General features: G+C 68.5%; 19 protein-coding genes. 7 read left to right on the top strand and 12 right to left on the bottom strand.

The window, feature by feature from the left end; translation table 11 throughout:
• A complete protein-coding gene (locus B1759_RS19605) occupies nucleotides 1-270 on the bottom strand; it encodes a DUF4235 domain-containing protein (protein WP_158225117.1) in 270 nt (89 codons plus the stop codon).
• 193 nt (nucleotides 271-463) lie between these two features.
• On the opposite strand from B1759_RS19605, the gene B1759_RS04000 reads away from it, so the two are divergent.
• Nucleotides 464-649, top strand: a complete 186-nt coding sequence (locus tag B1759_RS04000; protein ID WP_095513741.1) for a hypothetical protein — start codon at nucleotides 464-466, stop codon at nucleotides 647-649.
• Nucleotides 650-652: 3 nt separating this feature from the next.
• Here B1759_RS04000 and B1759_RS03995 read toward each other — a convergent pair whose 3' ends face one another.
• From B1759_RS03995 to rpsT, 6 genes are all read right to left on the bottom strand, one after another.
• Nucleotides 653-1,402, bottom strand: a complete 750-nt coding sequence (locus tag B1759_RS03995) for a hypothetical protein (protein WP_095513740.1) — start codon at nucleotides 1,400-1,402, stop codon at nucleotides 653-655.
• A gap of 18 nt (nucleotides 1,403-1,420) precedes the next feature.
• Nucleotides 1,421-2,152 carry a hypothetical protein gene (locus B1759_RS03990; RefSeq protein ID WP_095513739.1) on the bottom strand — a complete coding sequence of 244 codons (732 nt, stop codon included), beginning with the start codon at nucleotides 2,150-2,152 and terminating at the stop codon, nucleotides 1,421-1,423.
• A gap of 128 nt (nucleotides 2,153-2,280) precedes the next feature.
• Entirely contained in the window at nucleotides 2,281-3,618 is a 1,338-nt protein-coding gene (locus tag B1759_RS03985) for an OmpA family protein (protein WP_095513738.1), read from the bottom strand.
• Between the two features lie 257 nt (nucleotides 3,619-3,875).
• A complete protein-coding gene (locus B1759_RS03980) occupies nucleotides 3,876-5,438 on the bottom strand; it encodes a PKD domain-containing protein (RefSeq protein WP_158225116.1) in 1,563 nt (520 codons plus the stop codon).
• A gap of 288 nt (nucleotides 5,439-5,726) precedes the next feature.
• A complete protein-coding gene (locus B1759_RS03975) occupies nucleotides 5,727-7,382 on the bottom strand; it encodes a PKD domain-containing protein (RefSeq protein ID WP_095513736.1) in 1,656 nt (551 codons plus the stop codon).
• Between the two features lie 528 nt (nucleotides 7,383-7,910).
• Complete coding sequence (rpsT, locus tag B1759_RS03970) at nucleotides 7,911-8,165, bottom strand: 30S ribosomal protein S20 (RefSeq protein WP_095513735.1); 255 nt, start codon at nucleotides 8,163-8,165, stop codon at nucleotides 7,911-7,913.
• A 115-nt stretch (nucleotides 8,166-8,280) separates the two neighbouring features.
• Here rpsT and B1759_RS03965 point away from each other — a divergent pair, with 115 nt between their 5' ends.
• Genes B1759_RS03965 through B1759_RS03955 form a run of 3 tightly spaced genes read left to right on the top strand, consistent with a single transcriptional unit; the run spans nucleotide 8,281 to nucleotide 10,081 of the window.
• The gene (locus B1759_RS03965) at nucleotides 8,281-9,225 is read left to right on the top strand and encodes a M23 family metallopeptidase (protein WP_095513734.1); all 945 of its coding nucleotides are present in this window, start codon (nucleotides 8,281-8,283) and stop codon (nucleotides 9,223-9,225) included.
• A gap of 38 nt (nucleotides 9,226-9,263) precedes the next feature.
• On the top strand, nucleotides 9,264-9,707 hold the full coding sequence (locus B1759_RS03960; RefSeq protein ID WP_158225115.1) for a polymer-forming cytoskeletal protein: 444 nt from the start codon (nucleotides 9,264-9,266) through the stop codon (nucleotides 9,705-9,707).
• A 2-nt stretch (nucleotides 9,708-9,709) separates the two neighbouring features.
• Nucleotides 9,710-10,081, top strand: coding sequence for an AtpZ/AtpI family protein (locus tag B1759_RS03955; RefSeq protein ID WP_095513732.1), 372 nt, complete (start codon nucleotides 9,710-9,712; stop codon nucleotides 10,079-10,081).
• 49 nt (nucleotides 10,082-10,130) lie between these two features.
• Here B1759_RS03955 and B1759_RS03950 read toward each other — a convergent pair whose 3' ends face one another.
• Nucleotides 10,131-11,849, bottom strand: a complete 1,719-nt coding sequence (locus B1759_RS03950) for an acyl-CoA carboxylase subunit beta (RefSeq protein WP_095513731.1) — start codon at nucleotides 11,847-11,849, stop codon at nucleotides 10,131-10,133.
• A 323-nt stretch (nucleotides 11,850-12,172) separates the two neighbouring features.
• Here B1759_RS03950 and B1759_RS03945 point away from each other — a divergent pair, with 323 nt between their 5' ends.
• The 3 genes from B1759_RS03945 (at nucleotide 12,173) to B1759_RS03935 (ending at nucleotide 15,516) form a co-directional block, all read left to right on the top strand.
• Complete coding sequence (locus B1759_RS03945; protein ID WP_095513730.1) at nucleotides 12,173-13,675, top strand: hypothetical protein; 1,503 nt, start codon at nucleotides 12,173-12,175, stop codon at nucleotides 13,673-13,675.
• An 88-nt stretch (nucleotides 13,676-13,763) separates the two neighbouring features.
• Nucleotides 13,764-14,939 (top strand): hypothetical protein, encoded by a 1,176-nt coding sequence (locus tag B1759_RS03940; protein WP_095513729.1) that lies wholly within the window; start codon nucleotides 13,764-13,766, stop codon nucleotides 14,937-14,939.
• A 1-nt stretch (nucleotide 14,940) separates the two neighbouring features.
• Nucleotides 14,941-15,516 (top strand): hypothetical protein, encoded by a 576-nt coding sequence (locus B1759_RS03935; RefSeq protein WP_143537254.1) that lies wholly within the window; start codon nucleotides 14,941-14,943, stop codon nucleotides 15,514-15,516.
• A gap of 90 nt (nucleotides 15,517-15,606) precedes the next feature.
• Here B1759_RS03935 and B1759_RS03930 read toward each other — a convergent pair whose 3' ends face one another.
• The 4 genes from B1759_RS03930 to B1759_RS03915 all read right to left on the bottom strand — a co-directional run bounded on the left by B1759_RS03930 (nucleotide 15,607) and on the right by B1759_RS03915 (nucleotide 18,513).
• Nucleotides 15,607-15,795: a general stress protein CsbD gene (locus B1759_RS03930; RefSeq protein ID WP_095513727.1), complete on the bottom strand. Its 189-nt coding sequence runs from the start codon at nucleotides 15,793-15,795 to the stop codon at nucleotides 15,607-15,609.
• 188 nt (nucleotides 15,796-15,983) lie between these two features.
• Complete coding sequence (locus tag B1759_RS03925; RefSeq protein WP_095513726.1) at nucleotides 15,984-16,832, bottom strand: MBL fold metallo-hydrolase; 849 nt, start codon at nucleotides 16,830-16,832, stop codon at nucleotides 15,984-15,986.
• Nucleotides 16,833-16,868: 36 nt separating this feature from the next.
• On the bottom strand, nucleotides 16,869-17,990 hold the full coding sequence (locus B1759_RS03920) for an AI-2E family transporter (RefSeq protein WP_095513725.1): 1,122 nt from the start codon (nucleotides 17,988-17,990) through the stop codon (nucleotides 16,869-16,871).
• Nucleotides 17,983-18,513, bottom strand: coding sequence for a cyclic nucleotide-binding domain-containing protein (locus tag B1759_RS03915; protein WP_095513724.1), 531 nt, complete (start codon nucleotides 18,511-18,513; stop codon nucleotides 17,983-17,985). The genes B1759_RS03920 and B1759_RS03915 overlap by 8 nt, the downstream gene beginning before the upstream one ends.
• Between the last annotated feature and the right edge of the window lie 5 nt (nucleotides 18,514-18,518).

Below are 18,518 nucleotides of genomic sequence, written 5' to 3'. Positions count from 1 at the left end.
TCACGCGTAGCGGTCCTCGGGCACCGGGCCATCCATCAGAGACGCCGCCGCGCGCCGTGCCGTCAGTCGCGACAGGCCCGCGACGACGCTCGCAGAGACCGTCCACACGAGGGCCTCGGTCCAGGCCGTCTCGGAGGAGGCCGGGTTGAGCGGCGGGTCCTCGCCCGCAGCGGCGTGCCAGCCACGACGCAGCAGGGAGCGGGTGACGAAGGCCGTGCCGGTGGCGGCGAGGCCGGAGAGGAGGATCCAGCGGGTTTTCTGAGACAGCATCGAAGCGTGGGAATCGGTCTCGGGTGTACGGCCTGGGCCGCACGGAGGTCGCTCCGCGCGCCGACTCCGGGATCTCCCCACGCAGGTCCCGAGGCGGGATCGGTCGCGATCCCGTGACAGCGGCGACGGCTGAAAGGGGGCTGGGAGCCACCCGGCGTCCGCGCCGTGTGAGGCGGCCCCTCTCCCTACCATCATGTCTTCCCTCTCTGTCTACCTCCTCGGCTTCCTCGTCCTCACCGCGGGCCTCGCAATGGTCGCCCACCTGGCGGGCATCCCGGCGGCCTGGATCGGCGCCGGGGGCATCGTCATGCTCGGCCTCGGCATCCTGCTGGCCGTCACCAAGACGCGCCGCCGCGACGCCTCGCCGACCGAGTACTAGGCGCTAGCGGAAGCGGACTCGGATCGTTCCCGGCGCCGGCACCTGGACGCCGTCGACCTCGCCGATCTGCTCCAACAGGGCCGGGAAGTTGGACGGGTCGCTGGGCATGCCGGACTCGCTCCCGGCCATCGCGTCGATCACCGCGAGAAAGGGGACATCGTAGAGCGTCACGCGGGCGCCGTCCACCACGGTGGCGTTCGTGTCGACGATGTCACCCTCGACCTCGACCGACACCGTGACGCGCGCGTCGCCGACGAAGCTCCGCATCATGCCGAGCGCCATCGCTTCCGCCTCGGCGTCGGTCTCCTCGGCCTCACCCTCTGACTTTGCGGGAGGCGGCTTGGGCACGAGCACGCGTAGGACCGCTGGGTCGCCCGCTTCGAAGTCGAACGCCAGTGGGATGCCGTTGGCGTTGCCGGATGGCGAGTCGGAGTCGCCGGCGCCCGGCGATCCATAGCGGAACGTTCGGATGTCGTCGATGGCATAGACCGCCGTGTAGCCGTCCTCGCGCTCCTCGAATGCCAGCAGGCGAACGCCTTCGCCCAGGCTGTCGGCCCGGGCGGCCATGGTGGCCTCGTCGAAAAGAGGCTCGCCACCCTCGGCGGCCTCGGCGAGCGCCATCAGCCCGAACCCGGACAGCGTGATCTGGTCGCGGAGCGTCGCCGAGCCGTCGGCGTGGACGGTGATCAGCGAGGTCACCTGGAAGCAGCCGCTCAGGACGAGCGTGGTGACGAAGAGGAGGGCGAGACGCATGGTGGGAAAGGCCAGGGGCTAGCGGAAGCGGATGCGGGTCGTGCCCGGCGTGGAGATGACGACGCCCTCGATGGCATTCATCTCGGCCATCCGAGACGCCGGGCTGGATGCACTCTCGGCGAGCGCGGGGTTCTCCTCCATCGCGTCGAGGATGGCCATGAACGGGAGATCCAGGATCGTGACGTGGCCTCCATCGCGCGCGGCCGCATTCGAGTCGATGACCTCGCCCTCCACCTCGACGGCCATCGTGAGGCGGGCGTCACCGATCATGCTTCGCATCATCCCGAGCATCTGGGCGCCCATCTCGTCTTCGCCGTTCTCCTCGGACTCGGCAGACGAGGTGGACTTCGATGGAGCGGGCTTGGGGACCAGAATCCGCAGCACTGCCGGGTCGCCGGCATCGAAGTCGAACGAGACAGAGAGCTCCTCGGCTTCGCCCGGGGACCCGGCGGGCGGTCCGAGCGTGAGGCCCCCGACGTCGTCGATGTCGTAGATCGCGGTGTACCCGTCCTCTCGTGCTTCGAAGGACCGGAGGCGTGCGCCGCCCCCCATGGCAGCCGCGCGGGCTTCACTCTCAGAGGCGTTGAACGCAGGATCGTCGGACTGGCCGATCGCCATCAGCGCCATCCCTGAGAGGGTGACCTCGTCGCGCAACGTGGCGGTCCCGTCCGAGCGGACCGTCAGGACGGAGGAGGACTGGAAGCAGCCGCTGAGAACGAGCAGCAGGCACGCGGCGAGAACAGGGCGCATGGATGGTGTCGGGGGGAGAGGGAGGATACCGCCACGAACGAAGGCGGCCCTGCCCCCCGAAGGGAGCAGGGCCGCTGGCGGAAGACCGATCGGTCGCGGGGACCGGTCGGCCCCGAACGCCCGCCAGCCTAGTAGGGGTCGTAGGAGGGGTTCTCCAGCAGGAAGCGGAACCGCTCGCAGTCGACCGGGAGCGACTCGACGCGCCGGTTGCGCTCGCAGCCCGGCCCCGGATCCTCCTTGTCGCAGTCCGGCGCGGCGACGCCGCGGTTGCGGATCTGGAGGCGGCTCGCGCCGACACCCTGGCTCAGGTAGTAGTCGTAGACGGCCTGTGCCCGGCGGCCTGCGAGGCCCATGCCGAAGCTGTTGCCTTCCGGCGTGTCGGTGTAGCCGTCGATGAAGACGCAGCAGGCCGAGTTCGAGAGCAGCAGCTCCACGTTCTCGTCGAGCAGCGTCCGCGCGCGGCGGTCCAGCGTGCCGGTGCCGTAATCGAAGTAGATCGAGTTGAGCTCGACGAGGTCACACACCATCGGCGTCTCGACGACCGGCGGCGGCGGCGGCGTGTACGGCGTCTCCGGGACGACCGGTGGCGGGATGTAAGCCACCGGGGCGGGGCCGCCGCCGAAGCCGAGGCGAAGGCCGCCCAGGATCAGGCCCGAGTTGAATCGCGTGTCGAAGTTCGAGTCGCCGTCGGGCCGGGTGACGGGGCAGCGATCCTGGGTGGGGTCCTCGTCGCAGGTCGGGATGGGCGTGCCACCCTTGTTGCGGCAGGCCTCCTCGTCATACGCGGAGCTCTTCTTGTCGCAGACGTCGTCCGACATCGACGCGCTGGCGAAGGCCTGCGCCAGCGGCCCGCCCACCTCGGTGATGCCGAAGCGGTAGCTGCCCTCGGCGAAGAGCGACAGGTTGCGCGACACACCGTACTCGACGCCCAGGCCGACCGGGATGGCCAGCGACGTCGTCTCGACGCCCGGTGCGGCGTCGCCCGTGGCGAAGAGACCGCTCAGGCCAGAGAACACGTAGGGAGAGAGGGCCCCCGTGTGCGGGCGCGTCAGGTAGTAGAGGAGGTCTGCCTCCGCGAGGAAAGTCTGGCTCGTCAGGAACGGGTTGTAGCGCGCGTCGGGCGTTCCCGCGGGGTTGGTCACATCCGCGCGAGAGTCTTCCGCGCCGATGTTGAGCAACCCGCCCTGGAGGCGGCCGTAGAGCTGACCCGCAAGCGGGAACGTCACTTCGGCCGTAACGCCCAGGTTGGTCGAGATCACGTCGCTCTGGAACGCGGACGAGCCGACCAGCAGGTCGGGGCCGTCATAGACGTAGGCGCCCAGGCCGAGGCCGATGCGGACGCCCGGCGATTCGTCGTAGGCGTCGTCGTTGTAGTACGGGTCGTCGAGGCCGTTGTAGACGGGCTGGGCCAGGGCCGCAGTCGCGGTCAGGATGGCCAGCGCCAGAAGGGAGAGGTAACGAGTCATTGGTCCGGAGGAAGAAGGGGTAGCCGTTGCCGGCGGTGCCCGAGGCAGGCGTTCGTCGTCGGGCGACACCAAAAACCTGGCACCGTTGGGGTGCGCCAGCTTCAGGCGAAAAGACGGGCAGGAGGGGATTCCATCTCGATCCGGTAAACAACTCGGAAACCGGAATCTGTGCCACGAAAAAGGGGGCGGCCCGCACCATTGCGGACCGCCCCCCGGGGCGTTAGGACCGGGACGAATCCCGGTCGCTCACGCAGACCCTAGAACCCGGCGCAGGACGACGGGATCGAGTCGGCGCGGCGGGCGCGGCTGTCGCCCGGGCCCGGATCCTCCTTCGAGTTCGCCGCCGGATCGACGCCGCGGCCGATGGCGCGGAGACGGTCCCGGCTGATGCCCTGCGAGACGTAGTACTGCAGCACCGCGTCGGCGCGAGCCTGCGAGATGCGCAGCGCGTCACCCGGCTCGGCACCGTCCGAGTAGGCGTTGATGGTCACGCAGATGTCCGGGCAGCGGCGCAGGATCTCGATGTTCTCCTCGAGACGGCTCGTGGCCTCGGCGGCGAGCGTCGTGGCACCGTACCCGAAGAAGACCGGGTTGAGCTCCGTGATGCTGGCGCAGTACGAGTCGCCCACCGTGACGGGGATCGTGCACGTGTCCGTGCCCGACTCGTTGGTCGCCGTGATGGTGACCGTGTACGAGCCCGTGTTGGCGTACGCGTGGCGGGCCGGCAGCGAGGACGCCGTCGTGCCGTCACCGAAGTCGATCGTGAGCGACGTGGCGCCGGTGGCGGTCGCGTTGATCGTCACCTGGTCGCCGGCGTTGATCGACGACGGGGTGGCGCGGCAACCGGCGAGCGACGGCGGCGGGACCGGCGGCGCGACGACGGTCACGAGGCAGGACTCGGAGTCCGTGCCCCCGTCGTTCATCACCATCGAGGTCACCGTGTAGGTGCCCGGGGCCGAGAACGAGTGCGAGGTGGTCATGCCGGAGCCAGCGGCACCGTCGCCCCACTGCCACGTCGAGGTGACGGGCATCGTGGCGTCGTCGTTGGTCATCACCATGAACGAGCCGGTCTCACCCGTCTCGAGCTCGGCCGGGCACTCCAGGCCCTGGATCTCCACAGCCGTCACCGGCGCGCGGAACGCGAAGCGGAAGCCACCGCCGACGTTGGCGAGGATGTCAAAGTCATGGTCGTCACCCTGCGCGCCGGGCTGGCCCGGGAATGCGCCGGGGTCGGTGCCGTCGAGCGCGACGTCCGGGAAGACGAACGTGGACTGCGCGCCGAGGAAGAGACCGAAGCGCGGGGTCAGCGCCACGTCCACACCGGCGCCGACGACCGGGCCGAAGCCGAGGACATCATCCGTGCCGGGCAGGTTGCGCTCGTTCTCCGTGCCCTGTCCGGAGACGAGAGCGCCGCCGAGCTCGACGAACGGAGACACCTTCAGCGCCGGGAACGGCAGGTAGCGGAGAAGCGCCTGGAACTGATAGGCCTCACCACCCTGAATGTTGGTGGATCGGTTGTTGAGCGCCGGGAGGTCCTGGTAGACCAGGCCCACACCAAGCGAGAGGTTGTCGTTGAAGAGGTAGCCGACCTCACCACCGACACCGAAGCCGGGGTCGTCGAACCCTTCGCTGATGCTCGTCGTGTTGGGGTCCCCATCCAGGTCGCCGTAGTACCCGGCGACGCTCCCACGCAGGAGCACATAGATGGACTCGCTCGGGCGGATGATCTGTGCCTGTGCCGCGGTGCCAATGAGCATCGCAACGGCCCAGATCAGGAGCGTTTGGAGGTGAGGAAGGCGGAGTGAGGAGAGTCGGGACATAAGAGGGGTGGTGGGGGGACCCACACGAGGCCGGGGCGGCAGCAGTGGGGAGGGAAGGAAACTGACCCGCAGGAGGGGTGCGGGAAACGCAGTGCAGGTCAGGGAGGAGCGGGCAGAGCCCGGGAGCACGCCGGGGGAGGTCGGCATGTAGAGGCGCCTACGCTCGTCATCCCGTCGGGTTCGATCTGTTCGTCAGCGTCACGCTCTCTGCACGAAAAAGGGGCGGCCCGCATCGTTGCGGACCGCCCCTGAGGTGGCGAGGTGGGGCCGGGGCCCCTCACGCGCGACCTAGAACCCGGCGCAGGACGACGGGATCGAGTCGGCGCGGCGGGCGCGGCTGTCGCCCGGGCCCGGATCCTCCTTCGAGTTGGCGTCCGGATCGACACCGCGGCCGACGGCGCGGAGGCGTTCGGCGTCGATGCCCTGACCGACGTAGTACTGCATCACCGCGTCGGCGCGGGCCTGCGAGATGCGCATCGCGTCACCCGGCTCGGAGCCGTCCGAGTAGGCGTTGATGGTCACGCAGATGTCCGGGCAGCGGCGCAGGATCTCGATGTTCTCCTCGAGACGGCTGGTCGCGTCGGCCGTGAGCGTCGTGGCGCCGTACCCGAAGAAGACCGGGTTCAGCTCCGTGATGTCGGCGCAGTACGAGTCGCCCACCGTGACGGGGATCGTGCAGGTGTCCGAGCCGTACTCGTTGGTCGCCGTGATGGTGACCGTGTACGAGCCCGTGTTGGCGTACGCGTGGCGGGCCGGCAGCGAGGACGCCGTCGTGCCATCACCGAAGTCGACCGTGATCTCGTCTGCCTCGGTTGCCGTGGCGTCGATCGTGACCTGCTGGCCAGCGTCAACGCGCGACGGGGTGGCGCGGCAGCCAGCGAGCGACGGCGGCGTCGGGCGCGGAACGACGGTCACGATGCAGGACTCGGAGTCCGTGCCCCCGTCGTTCATCACCATCGCGGTCACCGTGTAGGTGCCCGGCGCGGTGAAGGCGTGCGAGGCGGAGCTGCCGGAGCCGCTGGCGCCGTCACCGAACTGCCAGCTGGAGGTGACCGGCGGGGTCGCGTCCTGGTTGGTGATCGCCATGAACGAACCGTTCTGGCCGACCTGCAGCTCAGCCGGGCACTCCAGGCCGAGCACGCGAACCGCCTTGACCGGCGGGCGCAGGGCAAAACGGAGGCCGCCGCCCAGGTTGGCGAGGATGTCGAAGTCCGCGTCGTCACCGTTGAACCGGGGGCTGTTGAACGCGCCGGCATCCGCACCGTCAAGCGCGACGTCCGGGAAGACGACCGTCGACTGCGCGGCGAGGAAGAGGCCGAGCTGCGGCGTCAGAGCCACATCGAGGCCGAGGCCTGCGACCGGACCGTACCCGATCACGGCATCCGTGCCGGAGCCGTTGCGCTCGTTGTCCGTGCCGACGCCGAAGACGAGGGCACCGCCGAGTTCGACGAACGGCGAGATGCGCGACGCATCGAACGGGAGGTAGCGGAACAGGCCCGTGACCATGTTCACGGCGCTGCCGTTGTTCTTCGTGACGGGGATCGGCCCGTTGGGACCCGGAATGAACAGGATGTCATTCGCGCCCGGTCCGCGACCCGTGGGACCCTGGCCTCGCGTGTCGAGGTTCGGGATGTCCATGTACGTGAAGCCGACACCGAACGAGAGGTTCGGGTTGAACAGGTAGCCGATCTCGCCGCCGACGTTGTAGCCGGGGTTGTCGAAGCCGTCGCTGAGCTTGGCGTTGGCGCTGCCGGGGTCGCCGTCCGAGTTGCCGTCGAGGTCACCGTAGTAGCCGGTGACGCCGCCGCGGAGGAGGATGTAAATGGACTCGCTGGGGCGAATGACCTGAGCCTGGGACGCCGAAGCGATCAGGAAGGCCGCGCCCAACAGGAGGAGAGTTGAGAGACGTGATGTCATCGTTTTCTCCGTAGTAGACTGGGTCATGGAGACAGGGGGTGGGTGAAGTCCGCGGGGAACGGAACAGGGAGTGAGCGAAGCGGGAACGCGCCAAGAGCTCCGTCGGAACTCCGCCGCTCATCCCAGAAAGAACAGTACGCACGCTGCCCCGAAGGACAAGCTGCGTGAAGAGGGCATTCGGTCGCCAGGGACTCGCCAAAGAGGAGAATGCCCTGGACCACAAGTACCGATTTGAACCGGACTGTGGGAATGGCGGACGGCGGAGAATCGGCGGATAAACCGTCGGCGACCCGCTGTTGTTCCAAAACAGGACCGGTCCTGTATCAGGCTGGGGCGAATCCGCAGCCCGCTGGGCACGAAAGCCGGAGCCCGGGGCCAGGCCTTTCGATGTCGGTCTGGTCTGTCACGACGAAATGCGGCGCCGTCCTACGCGTCGGCGTGGCTGCGTGCGGTGGCAGCCACGGCCTCGCCTCGTGGCGCACCGGACACTCCCGCCTACCTGAAGAGTGCCGACTGGCCGGCCCGGCCGCACGTGCGGAGCGGGCGCATTCTTTCCTAGACCAGCGAACTGACGTGGCGCTCGAGCTGGCTCTTCGTGTGGGCGGCCTTGTTCGGATGAAGCACGCGGCTCCCGGCGAGGCGGTCGAGCTTCGCCTTGATGGCGTTGAGCTTCTCCTGGGCCAGGGTCGGGTCGGTCTCGGCCTGGAGATCCTTGATCATCGTGCGCACGCGGACCTTGTGGTACCGGTTGCGGAGGCGGCGCTTGGCGTCCTGGCGGACACGCTTGGCGGCGGACTTATGCTGCGGCATGAAACAGTGGCCAGCTGTGCTGGCGGTCAGCCGTCACAGGACGGCGTCAGAGGGGTTCGGAGCCGGGTAAGTTAGGAGGCTGCACGCTGTGACGTATGCAGATGACACGAACACCATGGCCTGTTTCGGCCTGCCGACCGCGCCTCCGCACGTGACCGACTTCCTCCGCGACCTCTTCTCCCATCCCGGCTCGTCACGCACGGTGATCGTGCTCGAACCGGATACGATGAGCACCCCCCGCCAGTACGACGTGCGGCCGGGCTACGCCCTGTACGCGGCCATCATCGGAGTCGTGGTGCTGGGCGCGGTGCTGGTCGCGGTGGTGGTGCTGACACCCCTCCGCGGGCTCATCATGGGGCCGGGGACGGGGGAGTTGCGTGGGGTCGCCGAGACCAACGCGCAGCGCGCCGCGGCCCTCGAGGACTCGCTGGCGCTTCAGTACCAGCAGATCGCCCAGCTCCGGGCCATCATCACCGGCGAGATGGACGATCTCGGAGAGGACGTGCTCGACCCGGCCGCCTTCGCCTTGCCCGACCTCGATGCCGAGGCGGAGCCACAGGCCGCACCTGCCGCTCCGGCCGAGGGGGGAGACCACGCGCAGCCCGCGCTTCCGCTCTCGACGCTCGGGCCTGCCGGGGAGGGCGAAGGCCGGGACGCCCGTGCCGCCCGGGGCTACCTCGATGGGCTCCGCCTGCCCTCGCTCCCGCCGGTCGACGGCGTCCCGTCGCGCGGGTTCGACGCGGGCCGCGGGCACTTCGGCATTGACCTGGCCGCGACGGAGGGCACGCCCGTTCGCGCGTTCGCGGACGGGTACGTGGTCTTCGCCGACTGGACCCAGGGCGGCGGGCACACGATTGCCGTCCAGCACCCTGGCGGCTACCTTTCGGTCTACAAGCACAACAGTCGGCTCCAGATGCGGGTCGGGGAGCGGGTCCGCGTGCGGGAGACGCTCGCTCTGAGTGGCAACACGGGGGAAATCACCTCCGGGCCGCACCTTCACTTCGAGTTGTGGCGCGACGGACTCGCGCAGGATCCCGCCGCTTTCCTCGTCGCGCCCTGATCGCAATGGCCCTCTTTCGTTCCGACTCTTCCACCGCCATGGCCAAGCCTGCCGCCGCCTTTTCGGGCAACCCCGCCGAACAACACAACATCATCGGTGCGTCCACGACGGTCGAGGGGACGCTCCGCTCCAGCGGCAACGTCAACATCTCGGGCACCGTCGACGGCAACGTCGAGGTGGAGGGCCGGACGATGGTGATGCCGGGTGGGGTCGTCGAGGGCGAGGTGGTCTCGACCAGCGCGGAGATCGCGGGCACCGTGCGCGGCAAGGTGGTCGTCACGGAGCGGCTGGTGCTCAAGGCGTCTGCGGTGATCGACGGCGACATCCGAACGGGGAAGCTGGTCGTCGAAGACGGGGCCACCTTCAACGGCCAGTGCCAGATGGGACCGGCCGCCGAGCGGGCATCAGGCAAGAGCGGAAAGGGCGGCGCCAGCACCGTCGTTGGGTCCGTCGGGCCGAACGCGCGCGTGGACGCGGCCTGACCATGGCCAAGCGAGACGACCCCTGGGCGGACGCCCCCGACCGATTCGACAGGGCAGACCGGGAGTGGGCGTCCAAGTGGTCTGACCGTGCCCCAGACGACGACGCGGAGCCGGTCGCGCCGCCGCCGGTAGGCTATCAGAACAAAAAAGTGACCGTGGGCGGCGTCCACGACGCGTACACCGACGGCATGCGCCAGGCCGGGACGCACCTCGGCATGGGGCTCCAGATCGGCGTCTCGATGGTCTTCTTCGTCGGCCTCGGCCTCCTCGCCGATCGCTGGCTGGACTCGTCGCCGTGGGGCGTGATCGTAGGGGCTGCGCTCGGGATGGTGGGCATCATGTACCTCGTCCTCCGCATGGCGCGTGAGGGATGAGGCTTGCGGGGGCGGGGCACGCTCCCGTGCTCTCCTGGCCTGACTCGGCCTACGTCTGGAGCACGCCCACCTTGAAGTCGGCCATGTCGGGGTTGTGGTCTGCCATCTCCAGGCCCGTCGCCAGCCACTGCCGGGTCTGACGCGGGTCGATGAGCGCATCCACCCACAGGCGAGCGGCGGCATAGACGGGCGATGTCTGCTCCGTGTAGCGAGCCTCGATCTGGTCGAGGCGCGCCTGGCGGTCCTCCTCGGAGAGCTCGATGCCCTGCTTCTTGAGCGTCCGTTCTTCGATGGAGAGCAGCGTCTTGGCAGCCTGGCTGCCGCCCATGACCGCGATCTGCGCGGACGGCCAGGCGAGCATCAGCCGCGGATCGTAGGCGCGGCCGTTGAGCGCGTAGTTGGCGGCGCCGAACGAGTTGCCGACCACGACCGTGAACGTCGGGACGACCGAGTTGGCGACGGCGTTGACCAGCTTGGCGCCGTCCTTGATGATGCCGCCCTGCTCGGCCCGGGTGCCGACCATGAAGCCGGTCGCGTCCTGGAAAAAGATCAGCGGGATGCGCTTCTGATTGCACTGCATCACGAAGCGCGCCGCCTTGTCGGCCGCGTCGCCGTAGATCACCCCGCCGATCTGCATCTCGCTCGCTTTGCCCTTCGGCGCCTTCGCGCGGACGACCTGCCGCTGGCTCGCCACGATGCCCACCGACCACCCGTCGAGGCGGGCGTAGCCGCACACGAGCGTCTGCCCGTAGCCGGCCTTGACCTCGGTCCAACTGTCGGCGTCCACGATGCGGGCGAGGAGCTCGCGCGTGTCGTACGGCTGCTGGCGGCTCTCAGGGAAGACGCCCAGGATGCCGTCGGCCTCGAAGGCGGGCGCCTCGGGTGTCGCGCGGGTGAACCCGAAGCGAGGCAGGGGCCCCAGCCCGCCGACGAGGTCGCGGATGGTCGCGAGGCACGTCGCGTCGTCGGGCATCTTGTATTCGCAGACGCCCGAGATGTCGGTCTGGGTGGTCGCCCCGCCCAGCGTCTCCACGTCCACCTCCTCGCCGATGGCGGCCTGCACGAGGAACGGGCCTGCCAGGAAGACCGAGCCCGTGCCGTCAACGATCAGGCTCTCGTCGGACATGATGGGCAGATACGCCCCGCCCGCGACGCAACTCCCCATGATGGCCGCGATCTGCGGCACGCCCAGCGCGGAGAGCTTCGCGTTGTTGCGGAAGATGCGCCCAAAGTGGTCACGATCTGGGAAGATCTCGTCCTGCATGGGCAAGAAGACACCCGCCGAGTCGACGAGGTAGACGATCGGGATCCGGTTCTCCAGGGCGATCTCCTGCGCGCGGAGGTTCTTCTTGGCCGTGATTGGAAACCACGCGCCCGCTTTCACGGTGGCGTCGTTGGCGACGATCATGCACAGACGCCCCTGGATGCGCCCGAGGCCCATCACGGTGCCGCCGGAGGGGCAGCCGCCCACGTCCTCGTACATCCCGCGGCCGACGAACAGACCGACCTCGTGGAAGTCGGAGCCGTCGTCCACCAGCGCGTCGATGCGCTCGCGCGCCGTCAGCTTGCCCCTTTTGTGCATCCGGGCGATGGCCTTGTCGCCGCCGCCGCGGCGCACCTCGGCGGCCTGCTGCTCCAGCGCGTCCAGGGTCCGCTGATGGAAGGCGACGCGGGCCTCGTAGGCCTCCCGGAGCGGACCATCGTCGGGAACGGCGGTGCCGAGCGGAAAGGGACGGGCGGTCTCGGGGGCGTCGGCAGGCTCGGGCATCGGAGTCGAAGGGCGTGGCGGAAGCTACGGGCGTTCGGAAGCGCTTCGGTCGAAGAGACTGCGACGAGTAGCCCCGCCTCGGCGCCGAGGCGGGCGGTGTCGAGGTGGGGCGAGTCTGACCGCGACATGCCGCTCGTTTCCCGTTCGTCGTTGTCGTAACAGGTAGATGGCCGTCACGCTGTACGTGTCGCATCTTGAGCGTGTGTTGACTTTAATTTCTTAATTCTGTATCGTGAAGATCCGGCCAGGCTTTGTTCATGGACTGCCATGCAGTCTCTTCGCACAACGCCATGCGTTCTCTACTTCTCTGCGTCGTTTCATCCATGACGCTTTTCGCCTGTGACAGTGGACAGGTGATCTCCTCAGGCCTCCCGGAGGAAACGGTCAGCCCCATTGACGGGCAGGCCATCGTGACCCTGCCGGCAGCGGAGTTCGCCGACGGGTCCTACATGGACCTCGTCCGCGACGACCTCGCCGTGCGTGGCCCCGCCCTCATCGCGGCCACCTCCGCTTCCCGTAGGGGTGACGATGCCCCGGTCCTTCTCAAGGATCTCTTCGCCAACGCCCCGCCGTCTGCGCGAGTGACGGGGACTGCGACCGAGGAGGCCGAGCATCCATCGACCCACATCGCAGTCCAGCACGCGAGCGGTGAGGTCGAGCATCGTCTGCTGGCACTCGACCTCGCCAGCCCGACCGGCGAGCCGGTCGCACACGCACGAGGCGGCAGCGCCGAGGTGTTCGTCGTCGGCGACCCCGACCTCGACGAGGCGTCCGAGGTGGCCGGCGACGCCTACACCAAGATAGCCGTCTCACTCGCCGACCCGACGGACGAACGCACGGTCACGTTCTCCGAGGGCACCTTCTCCGTCGAAGGCAGTCCCGACGCCATCCTCGCGGTGGTTTCGACGATCCCGGTCGTCGATGGCCGGACGCCGGTCGCGGGGCTCGAAACCTGCGAGGACGCCTTCAACTGTGGCCCTGGCGGGGGCGGTGGAGGAGACCTCCCGGATGAGCCTGGACCGACCGGGCCGCCCACCTTCCCGTCTCATGTGCTGTCGAGCGACTACCTCGCCATTCGGACGCTTCGCACAGACGAGCATAGCGACCATGGTCCCAAGCTGGAGGTACAGATGCACGTCCAGCCGACTGACAACTACGGAGCGGCGCAGTTCGCGAAGAAAAACAACTACCGGTTCGACACGGCGTACTTCTCGCACGTGATGACCACCATCTTCGGGACGCACACAGCAGACTCGTACGTGGTCTATGGACCTCCGGGCGGTCCAGCAGCGGGAACGGCAAACACGCACAACGCCGTCCCGGTCGCGAGCCTCGCGTTCACGCGGTGGTTCAAGACGCCCGACGTGAACCACCAAGAGACGGACTACCACTTCACCGGGATGCAGGCATGGGACTGGCAGTGGGAGAACTCACCGTACCCCTCGATTGAGCCGCTCGGGTACCTCGCTGTACAGGGTGGGCAAGATGGGTTTCCGCTCCACCCGCTGACCGCCTCACCATGGCGTGGCATCGTGGTCGAGGATGACACCGATGTCCGCCACTTCACCAAGCGCGCCGACGGCGACTGGGAGGGGACGGTCCAGACCTACGATTTCGCCTCTGGAGCGTACGCCAACCTCTACACCGAGATCGACGCGGACCCGTTCTCGACTCACAACGACGACGTGTTCACGAAATCGGGCTACCGCCGGGCGACACTCGACAACGTACAGAGGCGACTGAGCCCACAAGGGCAAGTGCAGACCGATGCCAACGGCTTCCGATACACCTTCATGATCAAGCGAATGCAGGTCGGTCCGTACTAGCCACGAGCCCCCCGCCTACGCGGGGCCTGCGGCGGGCGGACGATTCACCCTGGCCGGTTGCGCCCGTCCGCCGCATCCTTCTTTAGCCATGGACAAGCTACTCCTCATCTTTACCACGGCCGTCCTGGTCGGGCTCGCCGGATGCGACCTCGGCGGTGGAGAACCTGCCATGGTCTCGCCGGACACCCCGTTCATCGTGGGCGTCCTCGAAGTCTCCCCGGACACCGCGATCCACCACCCGCAGGTATTCGTGGGGACGCTCAACGACCCCCAGGACGACCACTACGACCTGTTCGCCGACGCCGAGGCGAATCTCGGCCGTGAACTGTTTTTGCCCGACTTCTGGGCGCAGGTGATGGTCAAGTCGGCATTCCTGCACCTTCGCCCGCTCGGTGAGCCAGATGCGGAGGTCACGATCACGGGACCGCTCGGTGAACCGACCGAGACGACGGTAGCGCTCGCGCACGAGACACACGGCGCCTACGGCGACCTCGAGCACGCACTTCCGCTCGTGCCTGCCGCGCGGTACCGGCTCGACGTGACGTGGCCGAATGGGCGACGCTACACCGCCGAGACGCACACGCCAACTCCCGCCTCGATCACGGTGCCAGATACGATCCGCTCGCCGACTACCTACACGTATCACGGACCGGGAGACTGGACGGAGATCGGGGAGGTCCAGGAGTTCGAATGCGATCCCGATCCCGACCCTGCCTCGCCGGTCTCGATCTGGAGTGGGAACAGAGACCGGCGCCTCGATGCCGAGACGTTCGTGTTGGAGTCATGGCAACAACTGCCGTTCTCTGATCGGGGAGATCACCTCCGAGGGAGCATCTTCCACATTAAAACGCCGTCGGCGTACGAGGACGGCATGGACTGCTATGACCGGTGGACGGCTGCCAGCCGCACGTCGAGGTGGGACGTGACTCCGGCGTACCACCGCCTCGCACAACTCTCAGATGACCTTGCGATCTGGTACCAGCCTCCATTTTTCGAGTTCACGACGTCGAGCAAGCCAGACGACATCCTCTTCGACGACCCGTGGTACACCGCCGTCATCGACGCGCGCGCGAAAGCGGACAACTCCCGCGACCAGACCTACCTGCCCCGTATCAGCAACATCCGCCCGGCCGATGGCGGGCCTGCCGACGCGGTCGGCGTGTTCGGCGGGATGACCTCCCGCTACCTGACGCGCACGCTCGTGCCCGTCCGCTCCTTCGACCCCGACACGCTCGACTGGAACTACCACCCCGACCTCCGCTGACATGAGACGTTTCCTCGCAGTCCTTTTCGCCATGCTCACACCCGCGCTCGCCGCCCAGCCCGTCGTCTCGTCGCATGAGACCGTACACGGTCTCAGGTCGCACCCTGCGGTGGTCTCGTATCCGAACGCCGAGGCTTCCACCGAGGCGGAGCCCCGAAACACTGTACTGGTCGAAGGAGGAGGGCTGAGCGTCGCAGGCTCGGTCCGCTACGAGCGCAGGGTGCTCGGCCCTCTCGTCGGCACGGTCGGGTACGCGCAGGCACGTCTGGACGGAGTGACGTACCGAATCCTGCCGGTCGGTGCGATGGTGGTCCAGCCGCTCGGCGGGCGCTGGCGGGCTGATGTCGGCGCGTCGGTCGTGCTCTCGTACAACCGCGACCCCGGAGACGCGGACATCGAGTCTCAGTCCTGGACTCGAGCCATCCCAACCGCATCGACGGGGGTGCGCTACGAACGCGAGCGGCTGCATCTCCGGCTCGGCGCCGGTCTCGTGTTCGGTCGCCGGTGGGTCTCGCGAGAGGACAACGGTTGGTTTGCGTTCCCGTGGCCCGCCGCCAGCGCGGGCGTCCGCTTCTGACCCCGTCCGCCTCGGCGCCGAGGATTGGATAAACGAAAAGCGGCGCACCCCCATCTGGGAGCGCGCCGCTCGGAGTCGGTCGGTCGGGGCCTAGAGGAAGGCCGACATCTTGCGCATGATGTTCTGCCGATCCTCGCCCGTCTGGGAGTGGATCAGGTTGACCATCTGGCCGAGGTTGCCGCGGGCCTTCTTCATCTCGGCCTCGTCGATGTCGGCCCAGGTGGAGAGGATCTGCGCCTTCATGCGCTCCCAGTTGTCGTTCATGCGCTGCTTGCCCATCGGTCTGTTGGCTGTGTCCGGCCCGGACGGTTGAGTTCTACACGTGCCCCAAGATACGAGAGGCAGGCGCACCGCTACAAACGAAGGCTGCGCCGAGACTGGTATCGCGGACCGAGCCGTATCTCACTCGCAACGTTCAGGGCGCTCCGCCTCAGTGCCGAGGTCGGCAGACCTGCTCGCGTGCCGCCCTACAACTCGACGACGAGCCCCTCGGTCGCCAGGTCCGTCGCCTCGAATCGCTCGCGGGCGAGCGTGCAGATCCGCCCGAGCGTGTCGTCGCCGTGGGACGGGTCGTGGTGGAAGAGCAGCAGGCGGCCGACGCCTGCCGAGGTCGCGAGTCCCGTCGCGTGCTCCCAGGTCGTGTGCCCCCAGCCCTGCCGAAGAGCGTACTCGTCGGGCGTGTACTGAGCGTCGGAGATGAGGAGGTCCGCCCCCCGGCTGACCTCCCGGAGGCCCTCGTCGTGCGCCGCCGAGCCGTGCTCATAGTCGGTCGCGTAGACCAGCACGGCGCCGTCGACCTCGATGCGGAAGCCGTGCGCGCCCTGCGGGTGGTTCACCGGGAAGGGCTGGACCGTCATCGGCCCGACCTGGAACGGCTCGCCGTCGCGAACGCGGACGGTCTCGGTGGACGCCGCGAGATCGCCGAAGGGGACCGGGAAGTAGGGCGAGGTCATCTGGCCCCGCAACAGGGCGTGGATCCGGTCGTCATCGGTCGCCGCGTAGAAGCGGACGGTCTGGCCCGGCGTGTAGAGCGGCGCGAAGAACGGGAGGCCCTGCAGGTGGTCCCAGTGGAAGTGAGACAACGCGAGGTGCACCTCGCCCGGCTGCCCGGCGGCCTCCGCCGCGAGTGCGTACCCGAGTGCCCGAATGCCCGTCCCCGCGTCCAGCACCAGCGTCGTTCCGTCCGCTGCGCGCACCTCCACGCAGGCCGTGTTGCCGCCGACGCCCAGGAAGCCATCCTCCGGCGTCGGAATCGAACCCCGGACGCCCCAGAAGCGGACGGTCAGGCGGGCAGTGGAGGGGGACGGCGTGGGCATCAATGAGGAGAAGGTCGCACCAGGGGGCAAACCGGGCTAGAGATGGTATCGGCGAAGCCCGACCACGGTCTCAAGGAACACCACCTTCAGGACCGCTGCCGCCGGCACGCCCAGCGCCATCCCCATCACCCCCCCCACGCGCCCGCCGATCAGAATGGCCAGCAGGACCATCACGGGGTGCATCGACACGTTCTTTCCGGTGATCCAGGGCTGGAACACCACGTTCTCGATGGTCTGGAGCACGACGAACAGAATCAGAACCGGTCCTACAAGGTCCATCCCGCCGGTCGTCACGATGGTGACGCCCACCGACAGGGAGGCCGACACGACGAAGCCGACGTACGGGACGAAGTTGGCGAGCCCGGTGAGCAGCCCCAACACGAGATAGTACTCGACGCCCAGGAGGCCGAGCCCGAGCGCCGTCGAGGAGCCGACCAGCAGCGCGATTAAGGCCTGCCCGCGGAGGTAGCCGCCCAGGTGGGCGTCCGCCTTGAACAGGACCGTCATGGCGAACTCGAAGTAGCGGTTCGGAACGGCGGTCAGCAGGCGACGGCGGATCATGGGGCCGTCCTTGAGCAGCGCGAACAGGACGAACGGCACGATGAAGGCGTTGCCCATCGTCTCCAGGGCGTCCGGGACGTAGCCGATGAGACTGCCGGGCTCGGTTCCGACGGTAGCGCGCAGCGAGTCGACGAGCCCCAGCATGGACGGGTCGGCGAGCCCGAAGCGGGCGGCGAGGGACGCCTCCATGTCGCGGACGAGGTCGAGCAGTTCACCGCTCTGCCACCGGGACTGGAGCGACGCGATCTGGTCGAGCGCGGCCGGAAGGGCCAGCGCCATCAGGAGGCCCACCAGTGCCAGCAGGACGAGCAGCACCAGCGCCGCCCCCTGCGTCCGCCCGACGCCCCGGCGCTCGAGCGCGTTCACGATCGGGGCGAGGAGGTACGCGGCGACGCTCCCGAGCACCACGAGTCCCGCGATGTCGCTCGCGACCATCACCACGCCGACGAGCGCGGCCAGGGTGAGCAGCCACACCCAGCGGCTGAGCCAACTCGCGGGGATCGGGGGGGCGGCGGGCTCGTCCGACACCTCGGGCGGGTGCCGACGCGGTGTGCGGGCGGCCTCGGAGGGGGCGGCCTCGGCGAGGAGCTCAGCCATCCCGGTCGGCCACACCCATCTGCTCCCGGAGATCCTCGCACTCGCGCATCAGCGCCTCGACCTCGTCGGAGACCTCGACCAGCCGAAGCCCGACGAGCCGCGCCAGCGACAGCAGCACCTTGACCCCCAGGCGGGGGTTGCGATCGAGGAGGCTCAGCAGGTCGGGCTGGAACAGGCTCAGCAGCGTGCAGTCGGTCTTGGCCCGTGCGGTGGCCGTCCGGATGACCTCGTTCAGGAGCGCGATCTCTCCGAAGAAGTCCCCGTCGGTCAGCTCCACCAACTCTCGGCCGCTCGGCTCGCTCTGGATCGAGACCACGCCGCGAACGATGATGTACATCCCCAGGCCGGGCTCGCCCTGCACGAAGATGGACTCGCCTGCGACGTAGTCGCGGCGGTGGAGGAGCCGCTGGACGGCATCCAACTCCCGAGGGCTCAGGTCCTCGAAGAGCGGGACAGCGCCGAGCAGGTCGTCCTCGGAGGCGCCGGTGGAGCCACCGAGGAGGCTCTTCCAGAGGCTTTGCATGAGAG

Source organism: Rubrivirga sp. SAORIC476, assembly GCF_002283555.1.
Classification (GTDB): Bacteria; Bacteroidota; Rhodothermia; order Rhodothermales; family Rubricoccaceae; genus Rubrivirga.
Note: the sequence above shows the minus strand (reverse complement) of the source record. Positions and strands in the feature narration are given on the sequence as shown.